18 protein-coding genes, 1 tRNA gene and 1 pseudogene are annotated in these 15692 nt (G+C 37.0%); 10 read left to right on the forward strand and 10 right to left on the reverse strand.

What is annotated here, in order from left to right; genetic code table 11:
• From B3C16_RS12995 to B3C16_RS13005, 3 genes and pseudogenes are all read right to left on the reverse strand, one after another.
• Window positions 1–495, reverse strand: a pseudogene (locus B3C16_RS12995) (hypothetical protein); the annotation flags it as partial.
• Window positions 496–591: 96 nt separating this feature from the next.
• Entirely contained in the window at window positions 592–1845 is a 1254-nt protein-coding gene (locus B3C16_RS13000; protein WP_121312003.1) for an aspartate kinase, read from the reverse strand.
• A gap of 67 nt (window positions 1846–1912) precedes the next feature.
• Window positions 1913–2422, reverse strand: a complete 510-nt coding sequence (locus B3C16_RS13005; RefSeq protein WP_291132436.1) for a GNAT family N-acetyltransferase — start codon at window positions 2420–2422, stop codon at window positions 1913–1915.
• A gap of 142 nt (window positions 2423–2564) precedes the next feature.
• Here B3C16_RS13005 and fbp point away from each other — a divergent pair, with 142 nt between their 5' ends.
• Window positions 2565–3572 carry a class 1 fructose-bisphosphatase gene (gene fbp, locus B3C16_RS13010; RefSeq protein WP_121312005.1) on the forward strand — a complete coding sequence of 336 codons (1008 nt, stop codon included), beginning with the start codon at window positions 2565–2567 and terminating at the stop codon, window positions 3570–3572.
• 31 nt (window positions 3573–3603) lie between these two features.
• On the opposite strand, the gene B3C16_RS13015 is transcribed toward fbp, so the two are convergent.
• Complete coding sequence (locus B3C16_RS13015; protein WP_121312006.1) at window positions 3604–4035, reverse strand: TerB family tellurite resistance protein; 432 nt, start codon at window positions 4033–4035, stop codon at window positions 3604–3606.
• 148 nt (window positions 4036–4183) lie between these two features.
• On the opposite strand from B3C16_RS13015, the gene B3C16_RS13020 reads away from it, so the two are divergent.
• The 3 genes from B3C16_RS13020 to B3C16_RS13030 all read left to right on the forward strand — a co-directional run bounded on the left by B3C16_RS13020 (window position 4184) and on the right by B3C16_RS13030 (window position 7056).
• The gene (locus tag B3C16_RS13020; protein WP_121312007.1) at window positions 4184–4777 is read left to right on the forward strand and encodes a HupE/UreJ family protein; all 594 of its coding nucleotides are present in this window, start codon (window positions 4184–4186) and stop codon (window positions 4775–4777) included.
• A 201-nt stretch (window positions 4778–4978) separates the two neighbouring features.
• Window positions 4979–5407: a deoxycytidylate deaminase gene (locus tag B3C16_RS13025; RefSeq protein ID WP_121312008.1), complete on the forward strand. Its 429-nt coding sequence runs from the start codon at window positions 4979–4981 to the stop codon at window positions 5405–5407.
• A gap of 80 nt (window positions 5408–5487) precedes the next feature.
• Window positions 5488–7056 (forward strand): S41 family peptidase, encoded by a 1569-nt coding sequence (locus tag B3C16_RS13030; protein WP_291132440.1) that lies wholly within the window; start codon window positions 5488–5490, stop codon window positions 7054–7056.
• Window positions 7057–7058: 2 nt separating this feature from the next.
• On the opposite strand, the gene B3C16_RS13035 is transcribed toward B3C16_RS13030, so the two are convergent.
• From B3C16_RS13035 to B3C16_RS13045, 3 genes are all read right to left on the reverse strand, one after another.
• Window positions 7059–7667, reverse strand: coding sequence for an FAD-dependent oxidoreductase (locus B3C16_RS13035; RefSeq protein WP_291132445.1), 609 nt, complete (start codon window positions 7665–7667; stop codon window positions 7059–7061).
• Between the two features lie 143 nt (window positions 7668–7810).
• Window positions 7811–8008, reverse strand: a complete 198-nt coding sequence (locus tag B3C16_RS13040; protein ID WP_171221455.1) for a hypothetical protein — start codon at window positions 8006–8008, stop codon at window positions 7811–7813.
• 38 nt (window positions 8009–8046) lie between these two features.
• Window positions 8047–8622, reverse strand: coding sequence for a MarC family protein (locus B3C16_RS13045; protein ID WP_121312012.1), 576 nt, complete (start codon window positions 8620–8622; stop codon window positions 8047–8049).
• An 87-nt stretch (window positions 8623–8709) separates the two neighbouring features.
• Between B3C16_RS13045 and B3C16_RS13050 the strand changes: the two genes are divergently transcribed.
• Entirely contained in the window at window positions 8710–9282 is a 573-nt protein-coding gene (locus tag B3C16_RS13050) for a DUF3109 family protein (RefSeq protein ID WP_121312013.1), read from the forward strand.
• A 28-nt stretch (window positions 9283–9310) separates the two neighbouring features.
• Here the strand turns inward: B3C16_RS13050 and B3C16_RS13055 are convergent, their stop codons facing one another.
• Both B3C16_RS13055 and B3C16_RS13060 read right to left on the reverse strand, forming a co-directional pair.
• Window positions 9311–9556, reverse strand: a complete 246-nt coding sequence (locus B3C16_RS13055) for a GIY-YIG nuclease family protein (RefSeq protein ID WP_291132452.1) — start codon at window positions 9554–9556, stop codon at window positions 9311–9313.
• A 37-nt stretch (window positions 9557–9593) separates the two neighbouring features.
• Window positions 9594–9667, reverse strand: a tRNA-Ala gene (locus B3C16_RS13060).
• A 171-nt stretch (window positions 9668–9838) separates the two neighbouring features.
• Between B3C16_RS13060 and B3C16_RS13065 the strand changes: the two genes are divergently transcribed.
• The 4 genes from B3C16_RS13065 to B3C16_RS13080 are packed head-to-tail and all read left to right on the forward strand — an operon-like array spanning window position 9839 to window position 12072.
• A complete protein-coding gene (locus B3C16_RS13065) occupies window positions 9839–10603 on the forward strand; it encodes an enoyl-CoA hydratase/isomerase family protein (RefSeq protein WP_291132455.1) in 765 nt (254 codons plus the stop codon).
• A 3-nt stretch (window positions 10604–10606) separates the two neighbouring features.
• The gene (locus B3C16_RS13070; RefSeq protein WP_147406803.1) at window positions 10607–10780 is read left to right on the forward strand and encodes a protein BatD; all 174 of its coding nucleotides are present in this window, start codon (window positions 10607–10609) and stop codon (window positions 10778–10780) included.
• A gap of 38 nt (window positions 10781–10818) precedes the next feature.
• Window positions 10819–11268: a 6-pyruvoyl trahydropterin synthase family protein gene (locus B3C16_RS13075; protein WP_121312015.1), complete on the forward strand. Its 450-nt coding sequence runs from the start codon at window positions 10819–10821 to the stop codon at window positions 11266–11268.
• Window positions 11269–11316: 48 nt separating this feature from the next.
• Window positions 11317–12072 (forward strand): UDP-2,3-diacylglucosamine diphosphatase, encoded by a 756-nt coding sequence (locus B3C16_RS13080; protein ID WP_291132459.1) that lies wholly within the window; start codon window positions 11317–11319, stop codon window positions 12070–12072.
• 130 nt (window positions 12073–12202) lie between these two features.
• Here B3C16_RS13080 and recJ read toward each other — a convergent pair whose 3' ends face one another.
• On the reverse strand, window positions 12203–13933 hold the full coding sequence (gene recJ, locus B3C16_RS13085; protein WP_291132462.1) for a single-stranded-DNA-specific exonuclease RecJ: 1731 nt from the start codon (window positions 13931–13933) through the stop codon (window positions 12203–12205).
• 136 nt (window positions 13934–14069) lie between these two features.
• On the opposite strand from recJ, the gene ade reads away from it, so the two are divergent.
• Complete coding sequence (gene ade, locus B3C16_RS13090; protein WP_291132465.1) at window positions 14070–15692, forward strand: adenine deaminase; 1623 nt, start codon at window positions 14070–14072, stop codon at window positions 15690–15692.

Below are 15692 nucleotides of genomic sequence, written 5' to 3' on the forward strand. Positions count from 1 at the left end.
AATTTTTCCTGTGATTTGTAAATCGAGATTGGACGTGACGGAAGCATTTTGATTATTCCCAATCGTAACGCCACGCGTAATACTTCCGGAAGTATTTAGTCCGTCAAACGGAACAAATTTTTTGACCGAACGATTGACCTGAAAAAGATTTCCGGCTTCATTCGGAACCACTTTGTCTTGGTCGTAAATGCTGTAAGTCTTTGTTAAATGTTCAGGATATTTGAAATAGCGAATGGTCAAACTGTCTGCGGAAGTAAATCCATTTTTGAAGAATAATTTCCCGGTTTTAAATTCGACTTTGTAGAATGTCGTATCGATTTCTTTGCCTTCGCGTGTCAGTAATTTGAAGAAACTTGGGCTGATGCTTACTTTTTCAATAGCAATAGTATCTTGGGAAACGGCAACTTTTTTGGTTTGGTACAACGATTTGATTTCCTGAGCCGAAAGACCGGAAAAACCAAATAACACCAACAATAGTAGCCGTTTTTTAAACATATCATTTATAACGTAAAAATAGTCGATTTAATATAAAAAACCGCGAACACACTATATTTTCGGCATTCGCGGTTTTTATGTTTGCTCATTTTATGTTTACTCTTTCGTCACCACTTGCATGGTTTCTCTCGAAATCTGTTTTAACAATACCGTTTTGCCTTTCTCCACCATTTCGGCGGCTTCTTTATTGAAGTGACGAATGGTATATAAAGACACGTTTTCGTTGTAAGCTACTTTAAATTTTTTAGACAAAATGGCTTTCAACTCGTTGAAATTGCCAAATTTATCTTCGATACTTACTGAAAAACTAATGGCCGAGTTCTGAATCAAACTCACTTTCATTTTGTATTGGTGGAACAAGGCAAAAATTTCGCTGATGTTTTCTTCCATAATAAAAGAGAAATCGATAGAGGATAACGAAATCAACAATTGGTCTCTTTTAACGATATAACATGGTGTATGCGGCTCTAAATCTTTTCCTTTGGAAACGCTGGTTCCCGGCAATAGCGGATTGATAAATGATTTTACATGCAACGGAATTTCTTTTTTCTGTAACGGTTGTAACGTTTTTGGGTGAATTACTGTTGCGCCGTAAAACGCTAACTCTATGGCTTCGCGATAAGAAATTTGGTTTAACAAAATCGCATTTTCAAAATATCTCGGATCGGCATTCATCACACCCGGAACATCTTTCCAAATGGTTACGCTTTCTGCATTTAAGCAATAGGCAAAAATCGCGGCGGTATAATCGGAACCCTCACGACCTAAAGTTGTGGTAAAATTATTCTCATCCGATCCTAAAAATCCTTGAGTTATATTTAATGCTTTTTTCTTTACGCCTTTTGAAATTAATTGTTGGGTTTTTTCCCAATCAACATTCGCATCACGGTAAGTATTGTCTGTTTTGATAAAATTTCTAACATCAATCCAATTGTTTTTTAAACCGGCTTGATTGAAATAATGACTGACAATCGTAGTGGAAAGAATCTCCCCATAACTCACAACTTGGTCATAAACATAGTTGTAATTAGGCGATTTGCTGCTTCTGATAAAATATTCTAAATCGGCGAAATGACTATTTACAGCGAAATACACATCGTGTTCTTCGTCTTCAAATAAATCCATCAAAATTTGGTAGTGGTACTTCTTGACTTCTTGTAATGAGGAATGCAATTCATTCGACTTCTCGAAGTAATTCTTGATTACTAATTCTAAAGCATTAGTGGTCTTTCCCATGGCGGAAATCACCAAAAGCGTGTCTTCATGACCTACTTTTTCTAATACACTAAATACGTTTTTAATACCTTCAGCATCTTTTACTGATGCTCCCCCAAATTTGAAAATTCTCATAATTAATTAAATTCCTTTGTTTAAAATTTCAAATCCCAATTTTTTTACTATTGAGATTTGTGCTTTTTTATTTGATTTTCAGATCTCTCAGAAAATTGGAAATTCCTTGTTCGTCCATTTGAACAACGTCCCAATCTTCTAAGACTTTCGCCCCCGATTTTTTATAAAATTCTACCGCCGGTGTATTCCAATCTAAGACATTCCATTCGATTCTTCGAACGTTGTCTGATTTGCCTTGTTCCATAATTTTGGTATACAAAGCAAATCCCAAACCGGTGCCGCGCATTTTTTCTTTGACAATTAAATCCTCCAAATGAATGGTTTTCCCTTTCCAAGTCGAATAACGATAATAATACAACGCCATTCCAACGATCTGCTTCGCCTGTTCGCTATCGCTCGGGTCTCCATCAACCTCAGCCACGAAAGTGAAGAACAATGGATTTTCACCAAAACCATCACGTTCCAAATCGGCTACTGTTACGACAACTGCATCAGGTTCTTTTTCAAAAACGGCCAATTCTCGGATTAAATCCAATACGGCCTTCATGTCGTTTTTTGTTCCTTTTCGGATGTTCATTTGGGTCAAATTTTTTTACTTCGCAACAGTTCGACCTAAAGGTCTCGAGTGGCAAAAATACAATTTATAATTTCTTTGCGAAATAGATTTTTTCTTGGGCAAATTTAGCGATATTTGCAACCACAACTACATCGATTTCGCAATGGAAGAACGCAACAAAACACTTGGTGAATTTATCATCGAAAAACAAGAGGAGTTTAAATATTCCTCAGGAGAATTATCCAGAATCATCAATTCCATCCGATTGGCGGCAAAAGTCGTAAACTATAAGGTAAACAAAGCCGGATTGGTAGATATCATCGGTGCTGCCGGAGACCAAAACATTCAAGGCGAAGACCAACAAAAGTTGGATGTATATGCCAATGAAGTTTTTATTCAAACTTTAATCAACCGTGAAATTGTCTGTGGAATTGCTTCAGAAGAAAATGATGATTATATTACTGTTGCCGGTTCAGATAAAACACATAGTAATAAATATGTTGTTTTAATGGATCCTCTAGATGGTTCCTCTAATATTGATGTGAATGTTTCCGTGGGAACTATTTTTTCAGTTTACCGAAGAGTAACTCCGGTTGGAACTCCGGTTACTACTGCCGATTTTTTACAACCCGGAACGCAACAAGTAGCAGCCGGTTATGTGATTTACGGAACTTCAACGATGTTGGTGTATACAACAGGTCACGGCGTTAACGGATTTACTTTGAATCCGGCGATTGGAACATTTTATCTATCGCATCCGAATATGCAGTTTTCAAAAGATGGTAATATTTATTCCATCAACGAAGGCAATTATGTGCATTTTCCACAAGGCGTAAAGGATTATCTAAAATACTGTCAGCTGGAAGAAGGTGATAGACCTTATACTTCGCGTTATATCGGCAGTTTAGTTTCCGACATTCACCGTAATATGATTAAAGGCGGCATTTATATTTACCCAACCAGCTCTAAAGCACCTAACGGAAAATTGCGTTTGCTATACGAATGCAACCCAATGGCGTTCATTGCTGAACAAGCCGGCGGAAAAGCCTCAGACGGCTTTGGAAGAATCATGGAGATTAGCCCGTCAGAATTACACCAACGCGTTCCTTTCTTCTGTGGAAGTTACAATATGGTAGAGAAGGCTGAAGAGTATATGGCCAAATACGTTTAAAAAAAGCCCTGATTTCTCAGGGCTTTTTTTATTACTTATTCATATGAGTCATTTCGTAAACGAAAGTGTCTGAATCTACATTCATCACCAATAACGACAACGCTTTATCAACAATATAAGGCACGTTACCCGGAGTAAATCCTAAAGCCAAAGCAAATTTGGTCAAAATCTCTTTCTGTTTTGGTCCAAGAACATGGTCAGCATAAACCATACGTGTCAAATCATACAAACGCTCTAATCTTTGAGAGTGCAAATACGGCGGATTGATTGGGTATTTTAAAGGATTTTCTAAAATCTCTTCATATTCTGCTGCTGAAATTTCTAAACGAGAAGCCAATTTATCCAAAAATTCTTTTTCCTCTTTGCTCATATCACCATCGGCAATGGCCACACGAACAATAGCTGAAAAATGCCCTTTGTTTCTGCTTTTGAACTCGCTATCAAATAAATCTGAAATTGACATAATTTTATTGGTTTTAATACTGCAAATATAAGCCAATTTACTTTTTTAGAAAACCAATTCGCAAAATGTTTTTCATCGATTTTTGGGTTTGTTTTTCTAAGGCAATTAAAATTAATTGTAAGTTTACGTTCCAAACAACCAAACCATAATGTCAGATTTCTGGATATACTTCAATCTCGGATTAAAACATGTGCTTGATATTTCTGCTTATGACCATGTTTTATTCCTCTTAGCCTTAACCGTTCCTTACGATGCCAAAGCCTGGAAACGAATTTTAATTTTAGTTTCCTTATTTACCTTGGGACATACATTATCTTTATTCTTGGCTGTTTTTGAAATCATAAAAATCAATCCAACCTTCATTGAATTTTTAATTCCAATCACCATCTTGATTACCGCTATTTTCAACCTGTATTCAACCGGAAAATCAGCCAAAAAAGACAACATGACTTTCATCGGTTTTATCACTGTTTTTTTCGGAATCATACACGGCTTAGGATTTTCAAATTACTTCAACAGCATCCTTTCCGGAAAACCTACCGACAAATTATTACCCATGTTTGAATTTGCATTGGGCATTGAAGCGGCACAAATCATTGTGGTAATCGCCTCATTAATGCTTGCCTTTGTCTTTCAAACGCTACTAAAATTCTCCAAACGCGATTGGATTTTAATGATTTCTGCTTTTATTATTGGCGTCGTGATTCCGATGATTTTACAAAGTGAAATTTGGGTTAAATAATTGTTCAGAAGTGAAAGGTTTAGGTATATTTGCTATCCATTTTCCCGCTATCTGTTACAATCTTTTTTAAATTACCACGGGTTTAAACCCATGGCAAGTCAAAAAAGGATTTCCACGACTATCGGGGCTAAAAGAAAAACCATTTGATTATCAGTAATCTTGTAACACAAAACAAGATTCTGAAAAACAAGTTCAGAATAAATGAAAGAAGCCAAGCAAAAAAAATACGACGTTGCCTACCTACGAATTGCCGCCGAATGGAGCAAATTATCCTATTGTCAACGCAAGCAAGTGGGCGCCATCATCGTGCGAGACCGAATGATCATTTCCGACGGCTACAACGGAACGCCATCCGGATTTGAAAACTGTTGCGAAGACGAGGAAGGCTTAACCAAATGGTATGTTCTACACGCCGAAGCCAATGCCATTTCCAAAGTGGCACGTTCTACCCAAACTTGTGAAAATGCAACGTTGTACATCACACTTTCGCCTTGCAAAGAATGCAGCAAACTCATTCATCAGTCCGGAATCAAAAGAGTTGTTTTCAAGAATGGATATCGAGATGAATCCGGTTTAGATTTTCTACGAAAAGCCGGAATTGAAGTAACACAAATTGAAAATTTAGACTAAATCTATAACAATCTCTGCTATCCTAAAAAGATACTGACACGAGCGAAACAAACTGATGCAGTAAATAAATTCAGCATAAAATGAAATCTAAGGAAAAATACTTGCCTTTATTACTATTCTCATGCGTCGCCTTGGGAATCATCATTGGTGGTATGCTTAATTTTCCTAAACGAACACTTTCTAAGCAAAACGCCAGCAAAGCCAAAATCGAAAGACTGATAGACTTTATCAATGAGGAATATGTTGACGACGTCAATTCAGATTCTATTGTTGATTTAACAGTGAACAGCATTTTAGCCAATCTTGATCCACATTCTGTTTATATTCCGCCAAGCGAACAATCTTCGGAAGCCGAATTGATGAAAGGGGATTTTGTTGGTATTGGTGTCAATTTTTACATGTTCAATGACACAGTTACGATTGTAAAACCATTAGAAAATGGTCCGGCCGAAAAAGCAGGAATCTTAGCCGGTGACCGAATTTTATACGCCGATAAAGACAAACTATTCGGAAGAAAATTACCAACCGACAGTTTGTTCAACAAATTAAAAGGGGAAGAAGGTTCAAGCGTTTTATTAACGATTTATCGAAAAAGCGCCAACAAGAAACTAAAAATTCCTGTGATTCGCGATGTCGTTCCCATTAAAAGTGTTGACACTTATTTAAAACTAAACGCCACAACCGGTTATATCAAAATCAATCGATTCGCCGAAAATACTTATGATGAATTCCGCCTAGGATTGGAACAATTGAAAAAGCAAGGCATGAAAACATTGGTGATTGATTTGCGCGATAATGGTGGCGGTTATTTAGAAAAAGCGGTTGAAATTGCCGACGAATTGTTGAAAGACAAAGAACTAATCGTTTTCACCAAAAACAAAAGAGGTGAAATCAACAAAACCTTTGCTACCGAAGAAGGCATATTTGAAACCGGAAGCGTTTATGTTTTAATCGATGAAAATTCGGCTTCTGCCAGCGAAATTTTAGCCGGTGCCATTCAGGATAATGACCGAGGAACTATTGTTGGCCGACGTTCTTTCGGAAAAGGATTAGTGCAACGCGAAATGGATTTTGATGATGGTTCGGCCGTACGTTTAACTACTTCCAGATATTACACACCCAGCGGTCGTTCAATCCAAAAACCTTATGTAAAAGGCCAAGGCGAAGTGTACAGTCATGACTATGAAAAGCGATTTGAAAACGGTGAGTTGTATGCCAAAAATAAAATTAAAGTCGCCGATTCTCTAAAATTCAAAACTAAAAAAGGCAGAATAGTTTATGGCGGCGGCGGTATCGTTCCGGATATTTTTGTGCCTTTGGAAGTCAAAAAAGGAGAAGAAAGTTTGGCTTATATTTTAAGCTCTGGTTTGGTAAGTCATTTTGTTTTTGAACTATTAGACAAAAGTCGCGACTCGTTTAAAGGAATGACATTTGACGCATTTTTGACCAAAATGCAAAAAGACGACAGTACAGTTTCTAAATTTGAAAGCTATTTAAAAGACTCCGGTTTGGATATGTCTTTGTCTAATAATAAAGCTTTGGTTAAAAAATTCTTGACGGCTGAATATGCCCGACAACTTTTTGGCGAAGACCAATACTACCAAATTTTATTGAAAGAAGACACCATGTTAAAAGCAATTTTGAAGTAACCTTACTTTCTAATGCTATCATGTACTTGCGCATGAACACCATTATTCCATAAAGTTAGAATATCGGTTGCAACAGCAGCGCCACTTACGGCAGCGATTGCTAACTGACTGCGCCAACCGGCTAAAGTTCCGATCACATAAATACCTTCGGTTACTTTATGATCGATATTTTTAAGTTGGATTCTATTCTTCTCAGGAATAACTTTTTGATGTGGCATTACATATTCGGCTAAGCCTTCAATGGTAAAAGGGTTTCCGGCACCGATTCCGATAACAACAATTTTCGTTTGATAAGAATTCTGATTGGTGATAACGGTAAAATTTCCGGCTTCACCTTCTATCTTCATTACCTTTTCACCGGAAATTTGGTCGATATGCGGATACAATTGGTTTAAATGGTCAATACTTTCCGTTAGTAATTCTGAACCTAATTTTCCTGAAGGAATTCCGTAAGCGTTATTAAAAAGTGCGTCTTGTAGCGAAGAAGCTTTTTGATGAGTGATGATGCCAATTTTTTTATCAATAACAAAAGGTTTGTTTTGAGCCGAACCTAAAATCAAGGCACAAGACATGCCAGAAACGCCACCACCAATTATCAAAACATCATACATAGAAAGGAAAATTAAAAATATTAAAAATCAAATTACAAATAAGCTTCAAAAATCAAATCTCAATGTTCAATCCTTTAAAATCTGAAGTTTCGGAATTGAAATTTACTTGGAATTTGGCGCTTTCAAATTGGAATTTAAAAATGTTAGTTTTTTAATTTGTCCTCGATTTTCTTTGACATTCTAAAAATCAAAAGGATTAAGACCGCACAAAATGAAGCAGCTATACCGATTAAAGCCACCATGCTGTCGCCTTCAAAAGGATTATTAAAATCAAGTAAATAAATATTTACCAATATCAGCGCAACGGCAAGAAATATAAGTATGTTGGTGAAAATTTTCATGTAATAAATTTATGGAACAAAAATACTAATTTTTAAGGTTATGCAAATAGCCCTTTAACATTAGTCGCAAATAATTTAACAGCAATCGCCAGTAAAACTACGCCAAAAACTTTCCTTATGATGCTCAATCCGTTTTTGCTAAGCATTCTTTCAATTTTTGAAGACGATTTCAATATGGCATAAACCAATATAATATTCAACAAAATAGCAATGATAATATTTATCGACTGAAATTCGGCTCGCAATGAAAGTAATGTAGTCATCGTTCCGGCACCGGCAATTAAAGGAAAAGCAATCGGCACAATCGAAGCCGAAGTTGCTGCTTCATCGCGATATAGTCTTATCCCTAAAATCATTTCTAAAGCCAAAAAGAACAACACAAACGAACCGGCTACTGCAAATGAATTCACGTCAATACCAATCAATTTCAAAATTTCTTCGCCTACAAAAAGAAACGCAATCATGATTCCGGCCGAAACCAAAGATGCTTTTTCCGATTGAATATGACCAAATTTTGTTCTCAAATCAATAATCACCGGAATACTTCCAACGATATCAATCACAGCAAAAAGAACCATGGTTGCTGTCGCTATTTCTCTAAAATCTAAATTCATACCGTTTATTTTTTTTGCAAAATTAGGTTTTTAATAATTCACTTAAGCCAAATTTCATTTGTACTTTTGCATTCTTAAAATCAGATTATGTTTCAATTAGGCAAAACCATAGTTTCAGAAGACATCCTTGAAAAAGATTTTGTGTGCAACCTTTCGGCTTGTCACGGCGCATGTTGTGTTGATGGCGATGCCGGCGCACCTTTAAATAAAGAAGAAACTAAAATCTTGGAAGAAATCTATCCGAAAATAAAACCGTTTTTACGCAAAGAAGGAATAGAAGCCATAGAAAGATTAGGCACTTGGGTTGTCGGAACCGACCAAGATTTAGAAACTCCACTCATTGACAATAAAGATTGTGCTTACGTAATTTTTGACGGAAAAACAGCACTTTGCGGTATTGAACAAGCATACAATCAAGGTATAATCAACTGGAAAAAACCGGTTTCGTGTCATTTATATCCAATTAGAGTGAAAGATTTCAGCGAATTTGCAGCTGTGAATTATGACCGTTGGGATATTTGCAGTGACGCTTGTACTTTGGGTAAAGAACTTCAAGTACCGGTTTATAAATTTGTCAAAGAAGCGTTAATTCGAAAATTTGGGGAAGATTGGTATGCTGAATTGGAAAAAGTAGCGGAAGATTTAAAAAATGGGAAGTAAAAAACATTGCCAATCGTATAAGGACGATTTAATCCTTATTAATTAAATTCTCAATGTAGATTCTACTTTTCATCTTCTTAATCTGTATTTCTCGCTGATAAGCATCACTTATTGAAGAAAATGTTTCTGAATATTTAAGTTCCCAATCTTTAGCTGATTTTGTGTATTTGCTTCTACTATTTAAATGATCGTTAAGTCGCTCGTCAATATTTCGACAAGAACCTACATAATACTTATTTAGTGATTGAGAATATATGATGTATACGTAAAACATACTAAAAATAAAAAAGTCCCGATAAATCGGGACTTTGTGGAGAATACCGGATTCGAACCGGTCACCTCTTGCCTGCCAGGCAAGCGCTCTAGCCAAATGAGCTAATCCCCCAATCTTATATCAACTAAAGATTACCTTCCCGATTACCATCGGGACGCTCTAGCCAAATGAGCTAATACCCCATTTTTGGAGAGCACAAATATATAATTTTATAGAAACAAAAAGCAATTCCAAACCTATCTTTTTGAGATTTGTTATAAATTTACATAAAATTACCATTCTATGTCTGCCGAAAACCCCAATGGATTGATTGAAATCCAAATTGATAATACTATTGCAACGGTTACCTTTAGTCATCCTGCAAGCAATTCTTTCCCAAGTGATTTATTGCAAAAACTAACCGAAGAATTAAACGCTTTAAGTAATAATGATAGTGTTAATGTGGTCATTCTACAAAGCACAGGCAAAACTTTTTGTGCCGGTGCTTCTTTTGAGGAATTGCTTTCCATTAATGATTTCGAAACCGGTAAAAAATTCTTTTCCGGCTTTGCCAATGTGATTAATGCGATGCGGAAATGCTCCAAGATTATCATCGGAAAAATACAAGGAAAAGCGGTTGGCGGTGGCGTTGGCTTGGCTTCGGCTTGTGATTTTGCTTTTGCCTACCAAGATGCTTCGATTAAACTATCTGAAATAGCCATCGGAATTGGTCCGTTTGTGATTGAACCGGCGGTTTCGAGAAAAATCGGAAAAACAGCGATGACCCAATTAACATTACAGCCTTATCATTGGCAAACTGCGGACTGGGCTGTAGAAAAAGGACTTTATGCTGATCTCTTTGATAGTTACGGAGAATTAGACGAAAATACTTTGGCTTTCGCCAAAAAACTAGCCGGTTACAATCCGGAGGCTTTGGCTGAAATGAAGAAAGTTTTTTGGGAAGGCACTGAAAATTGGGACGAACTTTTATATCAAAGAGCAGCAATATCAGGAAGATTAGTACTTTCCGATTTTACAAAAAATGCTTTAAGTGAATTTAAAAAATAAATCATGACTCTTATTTCTCTTATTCAACAAGTCAATATCGATGAAAAAATAAAAAATGCCCCGGATAATGGTTATTTAATCGGCATTTGGATTGGTTATGTTTTACCTTTTGTATTACTGGTTGGTGTTGCTTATTTAATGTACAGCCGTGCTAAAAAAAGACAAAACGACCAATAGCAATATTTTACTAAATTTGCAGCGTAAAAACTTCTTTCATGAGTAACATCAGAATCACCAAACAATTTTCTTTCGAAACCGGACATGCACTTTATGGCTATGACGGAAAATGTAAAAATGTACACGGACACAGTTATAAATTATCGGTGACGGTGATTGGCCAACCCATAACTGACATTTCGAATGTGAAGTTTGGAATGGTGATTGATTTCTCTGATTTAAAAAAAATTGTAAAAGAAGAAATCGTAGACATTTTCGACCATGCTACCGTTTTTAATAAAAACACACCGCATATTGAATTGGCTGCCGAATTGAAAAATCGTGGACATCATGTAATTTTAGTCGATTACCAACCAACAAGTGAAAATATGGTAACCGATTTTGCTCAAAAAATTAAAAGTCGTTTGCCAAAAGACATTAATTTGCATTCGTTAAAATTACAAGAAACCGAAACCTCTTTTGCCGAATGGTACGCCTCTGACAACTAAACTGTCACACTGAGCGCAGTCGAAGTGCCTTAAAAAAACTAATCTTAAATGACGATTTCACCCAATAAAAAAATATACTTCGCTTCCGACCAACACCTTGGTGCGCCAACGCCCGAGTTGAGTTTTCCGCGCGAACAAAAGTTTATCGCATGGTTAGATGAAGTCAAGAAAGATGCCGATGTTATTTTTCTTTTAGGCGATTTGTTTGATTTTTGGTTCGAATATAAAACCGTTGTTCCTAAAGGCTTCGTGCGTGTTTTAGGCAAATTAGCCGAAATTCGCGACAGCGGTATTCCGATTTACTTTTTCGTAGGCAATCACGATTTGTGGATGAATGACTATTTTGAAAAAGAGCTAAACATTCCCGTTTATCACGACAACCAGGAATTTACTTTTAATGACAAAACGTTTTTGATTGGTCACGGTGATGGAAAAGGTCCGGGCGATAAAGGCTACAAACGCATGAAAAAAGTGTTTACGAGTCCGTTTTCGAAATGGTTATTTCGTTGGTTACATCCTGATTTGGGTGTGAAATTGGCACAATATCTTTCGGTAAAAAACAAACTGATTTCAGGCGATGCCGATGTAAAATTCTTGGGCGAAGAAAACGAATGGTTAGTGCAATACGCCAAACGCAAACTCGAAACCAAACATTACAATTACTTCATCTTTGGTCACAGACATCTTCCCATGGTTATCAAAGTAGGTGAAAACTCAGAATATGTAAACTTAGGCGATTGGATTGGTTATTTTACTTATGGGGTTTTTGACGGCGAGAATTTTGAGTTGAAAGAATATAAATAAGACAAATTTCACACCCGAGAGTAGCGAACTGACGAAGTAAATTCACACAAATTTAATCTGTGAAAATTTGTGAAATCTGTGTTTGAAATTGCCTCAACTTATTCCTTGTCTTTTCGACGAAAGAAATACGCTACCTCAAATCCTTCAACCTCAACTGAACCGCTACATTGCCATTGAAATCGTTTTCATCAATACAATAAACCGCTTCAAACGGATTCTGATTCTTAACTAAATCTAATTTTTTTCCTAATCCAAATCCGATAGCACCAAAACCTTGACTACTCCCGAAACTTCGGGACTGTTTGACGAATAGTTTTAAATGGTTTTCATCGGCTCCGATTCCTTTGGCATAACCCGAATCTATTAATCCTTTCGACATAAAAACCGGCGTCATATTTTGTGGCCCAAAAGGTTCGAATTGGTTCAAAATTCTGATTAACCTTTCGTTGATATCCGCTAAATTAATTTCTGCATCCACCGAAATTTCCGGTGTTAATAAATCAGGATGAATGGTTTCTTCCACAACGGTTTCGAAAGCTTCTTTGAAAGCGGCATAATTTTCTTCTTTCAACGTCATTCCGGCGGCATACATGTGTCCACCAAATTGTTCCAAATGCTGTGCACATGCTTCCAACGCATTGTAAATATCAAAATCTTTTACCGAGCGAGCTGAAGCAGCAAGTTTGTCTCCACTTTTGGTAAAAACAACTGTCGGGCGATAATATGTTTCGGTCAATCGGGAAGCGACAATGCCGATGACGCCTTTGTGCCAATTTTTATTATAAACCACTGTTGTAAATTTTTCTGTCTCCTGATTTATTTCAATTTGATCCAGCGCTTCAATTGTAATTTGTTTGTCTAAATCTTTGCGGTCGCTATTGTGTTGCTCAATTTCAGAAGCAAAAATTTCGGCTTGGTCTAAGTCGTATTCTGTGAGTAAAGCCACGGCTTCATTGCCGTGCTTGATTCTTCCTGCTGCGTTGATTCTTGGCGCAATGATAAAAACAACATCCGTAATCGTCAGTACTTTTTTAGCTTCGCTCCGTTCACCGTTGGCTCGGGTCTTCACATTTTGAACCAAAGCTTTGATTCCCGGACGTGGATTGGCATTAATCACTTCCAACCCAAATTTCGCCAAAGTCCTGTTTTCGCCCGTCATCGGAACAATATCTGCGGCAATTGCAGTAGCAACCAAATCTAAATAGGGCAATAAATCTTCAATGGTTTGCTTTCTATTTTGGGCCAAGGCTTGTACCAATTTAAAACCAACACCACAACCGCACAATTCATCATAAGGATAATGACAATCCTCTCGTTTTGGATCCAAAACAGCAACCGCATCCGGTAAAAATTCGCCCGGACGATGGTGATCACAAATGATAAAGTCAATATTTTTTGCTTTGGCGTAAGCCACATGATCGATAGATTTAATGCCGCAATCCAAAGCGATAATCAACGAACAACCATTGTCATCGGCAAAATCAATGCCTTTATAGGATATTCCATAACCTTCATCATAGCGATCGGGAATATATGTCGCGACATTGGGATAATAGCTTTTCAAATAACTCGACATCAGAGAAACCGCCGTCGTGCCATCAACATCATAATCGCCAAAGACTAGAATATTCTCACCATTCGCAATCGCGGCTTCAATTCGGTTTACGGCTTTGTCCATGTCTTTCATCAAATACGGATCGTGCAAATCATCCAAATTTGGACGGAAAAATTGTCGCGCGGCTTCATACGTTTCAATACCTCTTTGTACCAAAAGCGTCGCGATCAATTCGTCCACTTTTAATTCTGCGGCTAGAGCTTTTACTTTTTCGGAAGACGGTTTTGGTTTGAGTGTCCAGCGCATATTTAATTACGAATTGAAAATTATGAATTACGATTTGAATGATAAAAGTAAGAAAATTATTTTATAATTTGAATTTTCTCCTTTTTTTAATTCTGATTATTTATTCGCTACATTTGAACTATAAAAGTAAACCAAAATGCAAGTTAAAGGTCAAATTGTCGATATCGAAAACAAACGAATTTATTCAGGTGAAGTTACTGTAGCCAATGGTAAAATTGTCTCCATTACAGAGAAAAATCATGACATCAAAAACTACATTCTTCCCGGATTTATTGACGCGCATATTCATATCGAAAGTTCGATGCTTGTCCCTTCTGAATTTGCTAAAATTGCAGTTTTGCACGGAACTGTCGGCACCATCTCTGATCCGCATGAAATTGCCAATGTATTAGGAAAAGCCGGTGTGCACTATATGATTGACAATGGGAAAAAAGTACCGTTGAAATTTCATTTTGGAGCGCCTTCCTGCGTTCCGGCTACTTTTTTTGAAACCGCCGGTGCCGTAATTGATTCGGAACAAATCAAGGAATTAATGGCTTTACCGGATATTTATTATTTATCGGAAATGATGAATTATCCGGGTGTTCTGTTTGACGACGAAGAAGTTTTGAAAAAGATTGCTTGGGCGAAACATTTCAACAAACCTGTGGACGGCCATGCGCCGGGATTGCGTGGCGAACCTGTTAAAAAATACATTTCTGCCGGAATCACAACAGACCATGAATGTTTTACTTTTGACGAAGCCGCCGAAAAACTATCCCTCGGCATGAAAGTTATTATTCGTGAAGGAAGTGCCGCCAAAAACTTTGAAGCACTAATCGATTTGCTTCCCGACAATTTCGAAAACATGATGTTCTGTTCTGATGACAAACATCCGGACGATTTGATTTTAGGACATATCAACCAACTTTGTGCAAGAGCGGTTGCCAAAGGCATCGACGTTTTCAAAATATTACAAGTCGCTTGTATCAATCCGGTGAAACATTATAAGATGGAAGTTGGCTTACTCCAAAATAACGATGCTGCCGATTTTATCGTCGTGGAAGATTTGGTTGATTTCAAAGTAAAACAAACCTACATCAACGGAGAATTGGTTGCCGAAAACGGTCAATCATTTGTAGAACATGTCGAATTTGAGAAACCCAACAATTTCAATACTTCGGCTAAATTTTTAAGTGATTTTAAAATAGAAAGTTCCGCCAAAACCATTCGCGTCATTGAAGCTTTGGAAGGCCAATTGATTACCAATGAAATTCATTTTACACCAAAAATTATTGATGGAAACTTAGTTTCCGATGTTGAAAACGACATCTTGAAAATGGCAGTCGTGAATCGCTATGAAAATGCTCCACCCGCTATTGCTTTTATCAAAAATTTTGGTTTGAAAAAAGGCGCAATTGCGAGTTCAGTAGCGCATGATTGCCACAATATCGTTGTGGTTGGCACTTCTGACGAAGAAATTTTAAGTGCCGTGAATTTAATTATCCAAAATACCGGCGGAATTTGTGCCGTAAATGGTTCAGATAAAAAGTCATTAGCGCTTCCGGTTGCCGGAATTATGAGTGATCAAAACGGTTGGGAAGCCGGACGTTTATACCAAGAAATCGACGCGATGGCAAAAGAATTAGGCAGTACTTTAAAAGCACCGTTTATGACACTTTCGTTTATGGCGCTGTTGGTGATTCCCGATTTGAAATTATCTGACAAAGGATTGTTTAGCGGCAACAGTTTTTCTTTTGTGGATCTAGAAGTAAAATAA

Origin of the sequence: Flavobacterium sp. UBA7682, from assembly GCF_002482945.1 — a bacterium.
Lineage (GTDB): Bacteria > Bacteroidota > Bacteroidia > Flavobacteriales > Flavobacteriaceae > Flavobacterium.